Origin of the sequence: Sulfitobacter sp. HI0040 (assembly GCF_001634885.1) — a bacterium.
Classification (GTDB): Bacteria; Pseudomonadota; Alphaproteobacteria; order Rhodobacterales; family Rhodobacteraceae; genus Sulfitobacter.
The window spans coordinates 16,546-28,277 of sequence record NZ_LWEX01000029.1; the positions used below are offsets into that span (position 1 = coordinate 16,546).

The following is an 11,732-nucleotide window of genomic DNA, read 5'->3' on the forward strand; positions in this document are numbered from 1 at the left end:
ACTCACATATCGGAACCTTTTCCTAAACAAGGTGTTTGTTTTTAGCCTAGGGCCGCCTCTTTGGGAGGTCCCTTTCAGAAAAGGAGAAATCAAATGCTCAGATTCCTTAAGTCAGGGTCAATGGCTTTTGCCGTACTGACTTTGATTAGCCTTCCGCTTGAGTTCGCAAGCGCGCATCAAACCGGTGTCAGTATGGGAATGGCCGTACGAAACGATTATCCGCCCACTGCGATAACCATTCCGGCAGGATATTATCCGCGAGCGGGCACTTGTCGGCTTTGGTACCCTAATCGTCCGGCGCAGCAGCAGCCTGCGGTGTCCGATTGCAATGTAGTGATCCCGTTGGGCGCCATTCTGCTACTGGGTTGACGGAAAGCTATTACGCAAATCAGTTGACGGACATGACCCCTGTTGGTCACGTCCGTCAAAGTTCATTGATTGCCTTCGTCAAATGCTGATCTCGATCGGCGTTATCCTGTGTGTCGGGCTCTGAAAGTTTTCTCTGCGGTCGGCGGGTGGTGCCCCAAGCTAGCTTTCCCGTTCCAAGCTAGACCGGTAAAAGAGATAAACAATGACTCGAATCCACCCTATCATGGAAGGGTGGCCGAGGGCCGGTCGGCATCGCTTACCCCGAGGCGTGGCTTAATGGCTTGGATACGTCCAGCGACGTCCTAAACGACCTGTCTTATCCGGAGGGCCGGGCGTTTGTTTCAAGAATCGGAGGCAGCCACGCTCAGGCTACCCCTCTGAGATATCCATACGGTCGCGCCTGCGATCGCTGCCACCGTTGCTATACAAGCACCACCGTCGGCCCGATTTCGTAAAGAACCCCGGCAAGCGTCGGGCCAGCGATGTAACCCATGGTTGTCGCCGCCGAGAGGTAGGCTGCGACGGTTGCTTGCTCGCGCGGGCCAACCGACAGCGATGCAAAACCCTGCGCGGCGGGGACAAACAGGCCGAAGCCAAGGCCCATTAGGACATGGGACATCACCAGCAACGCGGTGCCCGCTGCGGGGATCAGCAGTACAGTGCCGACTGAGACGGCCACCAGTCCTGCCCCAGCTGTTTGGGAGGGCACGGATGACAAACGGATTGCGGCAAACAAGCCAGCAAGTGTTGCAGCTGCCATGATGGCTGCCAAGAATGCCGCCTGCGTTGCGGCCTCAGCGGTATTTAGAGCTCCTCGGTCTTGGACGAGAAAGGGAACCGCCTGTTGAACCATGCTCGTGGAGAGAAACGCCAGGGACACTACAGCAAGGATACAACGTATTCTCGGATCCCGCGCAGATAGAGATGAGATCTGCGGATGAATACGTTGCTCTTTGCGGGTTTGCGGGTCGCGCAGGTATGTAGCGGCGATCGAGAAAATCAGCAGAGCGCAGGCGGATGTGATCCAGAGTGGTGTTAACAAGCCCAAACGCCCGCTGGTTGCGAACACCAGCACCCCGCCAGCAATGGAGCCGATCCCGAAGGCTATTCCAGTCAGACTCATCGCTGCCGACCTCCGGGCCGGCACACTCACGTCCGCAATAAATCCTGCTGCAGCGGGAGGAACACCGCTGGCGATGCCGGCATAGGCAATACGGGCCGCAAGGAGGGACACGAAGACCACTAATGGCTGTGCGGAATAGTTCTGGCTCCAAGCAAGAACAGCTGCGAAAGCCAGGGTCGAAGCTACGTATCCTGCCATCCCAACAAGGAAGACAGGGCGACGGCCGACCATATCGGATCTGCGGCCCCACCAAGGTGCTGCGACGACTGTTACAACAGCTGAAACGGACACTATCAATCCGATTTCGACCTCACCCAAGCCTGCCGCTCGACCTGCAGGCCCGAGCACCGGCATAAGCACCGCTTGACCCATGGAGAGGGCGGCTAATCCACAGAGGAGGACCAACTCGCGGCACGCATCGACGCCGTGCAAACCCCCGCCGGCGAGAGCCGGACGGTCGCTGGCTTCCTGTCGCAGGCCACGCGCTATGGCGACGATCTGCTCGAGGATGTGGAAGCCTGGCTGCGGACCGTGCTGGATCAGACCCTGGGGCTTGCGGAGCCGCTTTACGGCAGGGTCGCGATGCCCGTTCTGGACACGATGGTCGCCGCGCTGTTCAACAGCGACGGCAGGCCCACCACCCTCGGTTTCTTCGTGCGCCGGGACATTTCCGTCGAACTCAGGCAGGCCCGCCAGGATGTGCGAACCGAGCTGACGCAGATCACCGCGCTGCGCGCCAAACTGCAACAGGAAGTCGCCTACAGCGAATTGAGGGCAGATCTTCACGCATTGATCCGCACCGCCGGCGCGGCCCCGACCACGAAGCCCCTGGCGCTGGAGCGTGCCGTGGCGTCGGTGGGCGATCTGGCTCAGTTGCTTCTCGAGGGACAGTTCAGCGACATATTCAAGCTCGAGCGGCTGAAGGACGAGATCGAGACCGCCATCCTGAACCTGCTGCCGGTCAAGGTCGGGGTGGTCTTTCCCTGGTCCACGCCCATCGGCGATTTTCCTCCGGGCAGGCCGATCTTCGAGATCGCGACCCCGAAGACCGAGAACCGTGACGGCAGGAAGATCCTCGAATTTGACGATTACTGGACGATCGACGACGGCAAGGGCGGCGAGGAGAATGTCCGGGCGATATTCTACGAGAACCCCGAGGATCCGCTCGAAGCAACCTTCGCGTCGCGGAAGGGCGATCTGGTAATCGATTCAGGCGCCACCTACCATCTGATCACCGGAGAGCGGGAGTTCTGGGCCGATGCCTGGCTGCACCCGTTCACCATCAACATCCTGCCGGGCTTCGACGTCGTGAAGCTGCATTTCCGGGCCGCGAAGTTCACCGCCGGAAAGGGCAGGAGCACGCGTGTCTCGGTGCTGCCCGAAGATTTCGAACTGGGCAAGCAGGTCCAGTTCATCTCGGCGCTCACCTCGTACCTGTCGGGCGGCGGCAAGCAGGGTCCCTATTACGAGATCGACATATTGCCGCCGCAGATAGAGGTGGGGGTGCGGTACAACCTGCCCACGATCCCGCTGGGACCGATCATCTTTTCGCAGGTGTCGATCAAGGTGGCCGCGATCCTGCCTCTGGCGGAGGGGGAGTTCCTGCTCAAGGCCGCGATCGGGCGCCGCGACCGCCCGTTTCTGATCTCGATCCCGCCCTATGGCGGTGGCGGGCATATCGGGATGACCGCGAATTCCCGGATCATCGGATTTGAGGCGTCGATGGAGTACGGCGCCGTCGTGCCGCTGGACCTGGCCCTGATCAAGGGGCACGGGCAGGTGACGGCAGGCATCTACATCTCGAAGACGATCGACGGGTTCACCGTGTTCTCGGGCTATCTGCGCGCCATCGGCGAGGGCTCAATCGGAATCTTCGGCATCGCGGTCCATATCGAGCTGTCTCTCACGCATGTGAACGGCAGGATGATAGGACGGGTCTATGTGTCCTTCACCTTCAGTGTGGGTTTCGTCAACCTCACCTTCTCGTTCGAGATCGAGCGGCAGATCAACAGCTCCCGCGAGAAGAACGCAATGCGTTTCGCGGCTTACAAGTCCGCTCCGCAACCGGTGGGTGCGGGGCGCAGTCCGATCCTGGCGCATGCGCCGCCGCGCATGACGCGCTGGACCGATTACAATGCCGCCTATCCGTCCGGCCTGAACCTGCCCAGGACCGTCGCGGACGTCCGAGGAGATCAGAATTGACAACCAAGGACGCGCGCGCACTCGGGTTCGACATCTCGACCGTTCCCGACGGGATCGAACAGGTGGAATCCGACACGATGGCCCGGATCAGCCTAGTTTTCCGCCCCAACGGCAAGGGCAACGCCCTGAAGCTCCTGGATATCGTCGAGCCGGGGCGATTGGACCACGTTCTGGGAAGTGACTGGGCCGATCTCGACGAAGACGCGCGGGCGGCCCTGCTGAACCGGCTGGCGGACGATCCGAACGACGTCAACCTGCCGGCGGACACGCGCAGCGCGTCGAAGGGCATTCCCGAGACGCTGAGCGACGACAAGGCGCGGCGCGCGGTCTGGGGAAATGGTCCGAACGGTGTCGCGTCCATTGCCGAGACCATGATCGACAACCTGGCCGAATGGCTGAAGCGCCTGCCCGAGCATCTCCATGCCACGGCGCAGCACACCGGCATCCATGCCGAACCTGCGACGCCGCCTAAGCCGGGCCTCGACATTCCGGATACCGACTGCCTCCGGTTCTTTGACCGCTGTGTGGCGATTCCGACCGAATTCCGTCGCCCGGAATTCGGTGCGGAGGGCGCTATCGCCAAATCCAACCTCACGGACACCGTCGACCCCGTCGAGATCGTCGCAGGGCGGGGCCTCGACCCGGAGGGGGGGTTGTCAGATTGGCGGCTGCCGGAGCTGGAGCAACTGGACGGCATCGTCGGGCGCCGGCAGAACGGGGAAACCTGGCCGCTGGAACGGGCGATTGCATTCTGGAAGGCGATGTTCACGACGGAGGAGCTTCGCGATCTGGCCCGCGCGCTGCTCTTTCCCGACGATCCGCAAGGCAAACGGACCGCGGAACAGAAGCGCGCCCGCGATCCGGCCCGCGCGACCCTCGGCACCGATGCGGCCAGCGCGCTGGCCGCCGGCATGGCGGAAATCAAGGTTCAGGAGCTTCTGGCCAGCGTCAAAAAGAACTTTGCAGAGAACCGGCTTGCCGATGTCCCGTTCGCCGCGGGCCTGTCGACGGAGGACATGATCGGAACGATCCACGGGCGGCTTCTGGGAACCGTGCGGGCCTTTCCGACGGACAGCGGCACGCCATCCGACACGCCCCCCGAGGAAGGCACGGAGGCAGATGCCGGACAGGCCGCCCGAAAGTTCGATCGCGACGCCGACGCCCTGACCCAGCGCACGATCACCCCGGAAATCCTCGGGCTGAGCGTCGAAGATGAGCCGACAGGACCCCCGCCCGAAGACACGGAACAGGCATCGGAACCGGAGCCCGTCGGACCCGCCATGCGCACCTCGCTGGAGATCGCCCGGATCGCGGAGGCGAGACGGCTCGCCACCCTCCGCTCCATGCTGCTCGAAGAGCCCCGGACGGTGGAGACGCTTGGCTATCGCTTCGGGAAACTCGAGGCCGGTAACGACACGCCGCCCGACTTCATCGAGCAGAGGATCGGCGAATTGCGACCCGGGTTCGGGAAAGTGCTTTTCGAGGTCCAGCGTCGCAACCTGACGGCCCAGGCCGCGCTCGAAGCGGAAGAAATGGCGCGATGGCAAACCGCCTTTTCGGGCGGGACGGCAGAGCCGCGCGCCACGGACATCCGGCTTGCGCGGCCCGATGAGACCAACGCCCGGCAGGCGGTCGAGATCGCCTTTGCCGAGACGGCTGGCCTCGCGATCGAGAGCGGCGCCGCCCTGCTGCGCGAGAGCCCCGCCCCCGGCGCCCCGACCACCACCTACCGGGATTTCGTCGAGGTGCATGCCACCTCCAAACTGGCGTGGCGCAAGAGCGGCGGCGTCGTCGAGGACGAACGCGATTCCGACGGACCGCAGCGGGCGCTGAAACGGTTTCAGGAACTCTATGCGCATCCCGTTCTGGCGCGCGGCCTCGGGCTCGTGCGCGACTATCACGTGAAGGTCGATCAGCTCGGCACACATGAAGAGGACGGGTTTCTGCGCATCGGGGCGCGGGCGATGTACAGGCACCCCCATACCCAGACCGCGGTTTTCCTCGACACCGGCCGGACCGGGGCCCTTGCCTTCCGCCCGGCGGGGCGTGAGGAATGGCTCACCCGATCGCCCGACCCCGACGGGGGTCTCACCGATCTTGGCGCGGCGCGCAGCGACGGGCGCGCCCGCTACGAGCTGCAGTCCCTGGACGAGCAGCAGCTTCTGCGCGCGACGGAGCAGGCGGCGGGCTGCGCCGCCGATACGCTGGTCGAAGGTCTCGATCCGAACGGCATCGACACATCGCTCCCGGAAATGCGCGTCTATGGCATAGCGCTGCTGGACCGCGGGCGGCTGGAGGAAGAGACCAGCCGCAAGGCCGCCGCGCAGATGGCCCGCAACTGGCCAGGCGAAACGCCGCTCCTGGCCTTTGCCGAGAACCTCGTCATCGGGCAGCGGATAGATATCGGCATCGTTCAGGGCGGCGGCACCGTCTGGTTCGATACCGGCAGGCGCGACATCGCCTATGCCAACCGCTCCGGGGGCGAAGACTACCTGCCGCAATCCCTGAGCACGGCGGACGCCGGCATGGAAGAGATGCGCCACCGCTCCGCGTCCTTCGTCACGCCGGTGAACCGCTACGTGGATCATCCCGACGCGGTCGACCCCCGGGACCGCACCAAACCCGCGCTGGCGGGCGGCGCCTCCGACATCATTGCACAGCAGACGCTCGCGACCTGGTTCGGGCGGTCCTTTCTGCAACGCCGGGCGCCGGATCAGGAATTCATGCAGGAGGGCTTCTTTTCCCCGATGCGGGATCCGGCCGAAAGTCCACTGCCCCTGTTTCTGGACTATTACGAGCCGAAGGCGACCGGTCCCGTGCCGTCGCGGGGCGTGGCCTCGGGCGTTGCACCGCTCATCGAGCGTGTGGGCTACTTCGTCGGTGCGCGGCCGGTCTATATCAACCGCGGCGGGCCGACGATCGACGAAGCCTGGCCCGCCTATGACGGCCACGGGGATCGGGACCCGCTGCGGCTCGACCGCCAGGGCGGCACGATCGCGTTCCGGTTCGGGCGCAACGAGCCCATCGCGGCGCCCGAGGTGCTGATCACAGACGACGTCGAGGGTCCCGCCAGGGAACCGCTCTACTTCAGCCACAAGCCGGCGGCGCGACGCGGTGCCGCGGACCCGGGCGGGATCGACGTCATCTCGCAATGGCCCGGAAACGCCTTCGACCATCTGATCCTGCGCAGCCGGACCCGGGAGGGCCGGCAGGTCGCGACCGACGGTATCGAGATCGTGCAGCGCTTCATCCTGCCGCCGCGGGTGGACATCACCACCGCGGAGTTCGCGGGCGTGCTGATGGGCGCGACACCGGAGGCGGATGGCGACGGCACGAATATTCCGCCCGGCATGTTCGAGAATGACGATGTCCATCAGGTCGACTGGACCGGCGGTTTCCCGATGGCGGAAGGCGGTGGAGAAACCGCAGAACCGGTGCGGCTGGGCAATGTCGACCCTGACCCGCTGAACCTGGGCGCGGAAGCGAACCGGACCGATCGCACGCCAAGATCCGATCGCGGAGCGGTCTTCGCCGGGAAGAAGGGATCGCGCCCGCAATACCCCTGGTATCCGGACCCGCTGGCCAACGTGCTTTGCGTGATGCCGGTGCGCGACGGTCGGGCGCTGCTGGACGAGCCGGTCCGCGTCAGGGTCCTGACGGACAATTCGCCCTGGCCGGATCTGCAGCCCGCGCTGATCCGGCTGATGCGGGAAGGCGACGCGGGCACGAGCTATTCCGACACAGTCTATGCCGACCCGATTTACACGGGCAGCGGCGTGAAGCTGCGCACGGGCACCACGGAGGTCGAATTCGTCCGGAACCCCGTGCCCACAATTGGAATCCGGCTGGACGATGGGCGCAGCTGCGAGCTGTTCACCTGGTTCGCCCCGATCGGGGGCGAAGAGATCGCCTCGCACAACCTGCTGCAACTCCTGCGCGGGTCGCGATCCCTCGGGCTTGACCGGTTCTCCACCAGCAAGGCCCTGCTTGCGGATGGCGGCGTGGCAAAATCGGACCGGTCCCCGCTTCTGGAGGCGGTCAGCGCGGTGCCGCTGCGCGGTCTGGTGAACGTCACGCGGCTGTCGCTGCAAAGCGCGGTGCTGGAGCCGCTTCGGGCGCCGGATCTCGGGGACGGGGCGAAAGATGCCGCCTTCGGTTTCGCCCGTCTCGACATTGCGGAGGAGATCTCCGCGATCCTGAAGGACCGGCCCGCCACGGGGCCCAAGGAGGCCGCGATCGAGGCGCTGGAAAACTGGTTGGCCGAAATCGAGCCGGCGAAGCTGATCGGGACGAATGGCGGCGAACATGAGCCGGGCGCGACGAGCGTCATCTTTGCCGGTCAGGTCGCGGTGGACCGCCCATCGACGGCGGAGTTGCGGGTCGAGGCGCGCTGGACGGATTGGACCGACGACGTCAGCCGACCCGCGCGGCGCCATGAGCCGCCCGAAGGCAGCGGCGCGGACCACGTGCATTTCCTGCGTCCCTTCAGGCCCGCAGAGCCAGAAGGCTGGTCCTTGCTGGAGGGCACCGCGACACGGGTCGCCAATTCCGACGCTCTCGCGGGCGAGCCCGTGGACCTCCTGCTGGATGAGGAGGGTTTGCCACGTTGCCTGATACATGATTTTCTCGACACTCGCGCGCGGGAGATGGAGGTGCGTCTGGTCGCGGTCTCCCGGCATGCCGGCCGGTTCACCGAAACGGACGATCCGGATCGCTTCGAGCTTCGCGGCAAACCCACGCGGATCAGCGTGCCGGCCAGCGCGCGACCGCCGCAGCCGGTGCTGGCCGAAGACATGTTGCCCATATTCCACGAGGCGCGCAGCAGCTTGTCCAGCGACGGTTTCGACGGTCGGCGCCGCTCGGGCGTGCGCATCGAACGGTCCACCTCGCTGCGTTACTTCCTCAAGCGTCCCTGGTTCGAGGCGGGTGCGGGACAACAGCTTGCCGTGCTGCTCTGGGACGGGGCTTTGTTCGACCCGCAGGCGGCATCGAAGGTCAATTCCGCGGCGACGACCCCGGACAGCATCCCGCCGAAAATGCGCCCGTTCGTGAGCCTGCACGGCCGCGATCCCAAATTCGCCAGCGCCAGCCTGCCGGACTTCCTGACCGGCGCGGATTTCATTAACGACGTGGATCGCGTCGCGGGTCTCGCCCTGCCGGATGTCGCCCTGCCGGAGCAGATGCCGGATGGCCAGAGCCTGACGGATTACCGGGCCTCTGCCGCGCTCTTCGACCCTTATCTCGACCGCACCCGCGACATCTGGCTGGTCGACATCACGATGGCCGCGCGCAGCACATACATGCCCTTCGTGCGCCTCTCCCTCGCGGCCTGCCAGCGCAACGCATTGCCCGGGCTGAAACTGTCCCGCCCCGTCGAAGGCTGGGGACGGATACCGCCGCGTCGCGACTGCACGGTAACCGTGGGATACAATACCGACCGATCGCTGGACGGGCGTGTCCGGATCGCCGTCGATGGCGGCGCCTATACCCAACGGGAGCCCGGACCCATGCTGGCCGATCATGTCGCACAGACGAACACGCCCTGGCTGGAGGTCATCTTTCTGGAGCGCGTCCCGAACCGAACCGGCTCGGGCGGTTGGGTCAAGGTTGCAGCCACCCCGGCGGACGGACGCAACTTCATCAATCCAAGGGTCCACCAGACCGGGGCGGCGGATGCATCGGTCTCCGACAAGCTCTGGGATTTTCAGACTGCACTGCCCAATGCGTGGCGGGACGGGAAATCCGCGCGGGAGCGGGCGGTCCTGCTTCGCGAGTACGAGCGTGTCGCCTCTGACGCGGATGGGCCGAAAACCGGGGATGAAGGCATCGCCGATGGAAGGGTCATAGAAATCGTCGAGGGGTTCGCGGTCTCGCCGGATGGATTGTCTTCGGTCATCAGGGGAAAGACGACGTTGGCCACCCTCGTGACGTTGGAGGAAATCCTTGGGAACCAGGGCTAGGCGGCGTCTGCAATTAGCTGATCCAAGCCATGGCGCATGCTAGGTCGACGAAGGCTTTGAAAGATGAGACGGTCTTTTCGCAGCGCAGGGAGGACTCTCGCCTTTCGTGATGACAACCGGCGCAAGGGCAACCCGTCGCCGGGCGAGGTTGCGGGGCTCGGCACCTTCGAACAACAGGCGATGACGATCGGACCAAACACCTGCCCCGCAACAAGGCATGCCGCTTCCTGCCCGACGCAGTGCAGGTCTCATACACGAACGGCCGCAGTCGGACACAAATGCCCTGCCAGAACCTTTGCCAAGGACGGTGACAAGACGCATAATTTGAAACGTATTTCCCTTGAACCCAAGGGTCACGTCCCACGGAGAGGTGTAACTCCGGGTAGTGCCCTTGATGGCGTCCGCGCCTATCACGAGGCGCTGTAGGATGGCATCAAGGGCGCGGTGGTCATCGGTGAATTTTCGGTAGGGTCGGGTTGCGAAAGCCAACCTGAACCGAAGGAAGACTCCGATGACCAAACCCATGATGGACCTGAGAGAGCTGGTGGAGAAGAGCGCAGATGCCGATCTCCTGCGCGAGATGATCGGTTTCGCCGCCGAACGGCTGATGGAGCTGGAGGTGGGCGCGAAGACCGGTGCCGACTATCACCAGAAGACCCCGGAACGAAAAGCGCAGAGAAACGGCTATCGTGTGTAGATCGGCATGCAAAATTGACCCCAGTTACGGGGTGATCGGCGTCCAAAAGTGACCCGCCTGGCGATTGTGATCAGAAGCTTCCTCAAAAGCATGAGGGAGCAGTCAGGGGATGTTGGTCGTGGAGACGATAGCGAAGATCAGACGTGCGCATTTCATCGACGGCAAGTCGATCAAGCAGATTTGCCGCGAGCTGTCACTTGGGAATGGGTAAAAGCTGGGGGTTATGCCGCCATGTTGGACTTGCCCGGGAAAAGTGGAGAGCACCAACTGAGGAACCAGGAGGTGTTCTATGTCCAACGGGAAAAGACCGACGCCGGAATTTCGGCGTGAAGCGGTGCGACTGGCGCTGACAAGCGGGCGCACGCGAGGTGAAATCGCCGACGATCTCGGCATCGGTCTCTCAACGCTGACACGTTGGGTGAGGCAGGATCGCGACGCAGAGGAGCCTGTTGAGGACCAGCCCGACCTGCGGGCCGAGCTGAAGCGGCTTCGCAGGGAGAACGCGGTGCTGAAGCAGGAGCGCGATATCTTTAAAAAAGCCGCAGCCTTCTTCGCGAAAGACGCAAGTCGATGAGCTTTGCCTTCATTGAGGCGGAGAAGGCCAGCTTTCCCATTCACCGAATGTGCGAGACTTTGGGTGTCAGCCAGAGCGGATTCTTTGCCTGGCGCGACCGCCCGGCCTGCCAGCGTCAGCGGCAGGACATGGTCTACCTTGCCCATATCCGCACGGCCTTCGCCCTGTCGAATGGCACCTATGGTAGCCCCCGGATGCATCGGGATCTCGGCGACGACGGCCACCGGATCGGGCGACACCGCACGGCCCGGATGCGGGAGAATGACCTCGTGGCCCGTCAGAAGCGGCGGTTCAAGCGGACTACGGACAGCGAACACGCCTGGCCAGTCGCGCCTAACCTGCTCGCGCAGGACTTCGAAGCCGAGCAGCGGGATCGCAAGTGGGGCGCCGATATCCCCTACATCTGGACGGCGCAGGGCTGGCTCTACCTCGCGGTCGTGCTCGACCTCCACTCGCGGCGGGTCGTCGGTTGGGCAACGAGCGACCGGCTGAAGCGCAGCCTCGCTGTCGAGGCTCTGCGGCGCGCCATTGTGAACCGCGACCCTGCGCCGGGGCTGGTTCATCATTCCGATCGAGGATCGCAATACTGCTCCGTCGACTATCAGGCCGAGCTTCGAAAACGCGGCATCCTGATCTCGATGAGCGGCAAGGGGAACTGCTATGACAACGCGATGGTCGAGACGTTCTTCAAGACCATCAAGTCGGAGCTGATCTGGCCGGTCGCCTGGCAGACCCGCCAGCAAGCCGAGAACGCCATCGCCAGATACATCGACGGGTTCTATAACCCCGTCAGGCGGCACTCATCGC

At 64.1% G+C, this 11,732-nt stretch carries 4 protein-coding genes and 1 pseudogene; 4 read left to right on the forward strand and 1 reads right to left on the reverse strand.

Translation table 11 applies throughout. From position 1 onward, the window contains the following. Nucleotides 1-790 precede the first annotated feature (790 nt). Complete coding sequence (locus tag A3728_RS03050; protein WP_067920148.1) at nucleotides 791-1,924, reverse strand: MFS transporter; 1,134 nt, start codon at nucleotides 1,922-1,924, stop codon at nucleotides 791-793. Here A3728_RS03050 and A3728_RS03055 point away from each other — a divergent pair. The 4 genes and pseudogenes from A3728_RS03055 to A3728_RS03080 form a co-directional block, all read left to right on the forward strand. Next, complete coding sequence (locus A3728_RS03055; RefSeq protein ID WP_067920150.1) at nucleotides 1,919-3,694, forward strand: hypothetical protein; 1,776 nt, start codon at nucleotides 1,919-1,921, stop codon at nucleotides 3,692-3,694. The genes A3728_RS03050 and A3728_RS03055 overlap by 6 nt on opposite strands. Continuing rightward, a complete protein-coding gene (locus tag A3728_RS03060) occupies nucleotides 3,691-9,654 on the forward strand; it encodes a hypothetical protein (RefSeq protein ID WP_067920152.1) in 5,964 nt (1,987 codons plus the stop codon). Before A3728_RS03055 ends, A3728_RS03060 begins: the two co-directional genes overlap by 4 nt. 511 nt (nucleotides 9,655-10,165) lie before the next feature. Then, nucleotides 10,166-10,345, forward strand: a pseudogene (locus A3728_RS03065) (transposase); the annotation flags it as partial. Between the two features lie 295 nt (nucleotides 10,346-10,640). Continuing rightward, nucleotides 10,641-11,732 (forward strand): IS3 family transposase gene (locus tag A3728_RS03080; protein ID WP_443069419.1). Its coding sequence is split into 2 segments (ribosomal slippage), with 1,090 coding nucleotides annotated over them: nucleotides 10,641-10,913 and nucleotides 10,916-11,732; the frame shifts between segments, so codons are not numbered across the junction. This gene is flagged as partial in the annotation.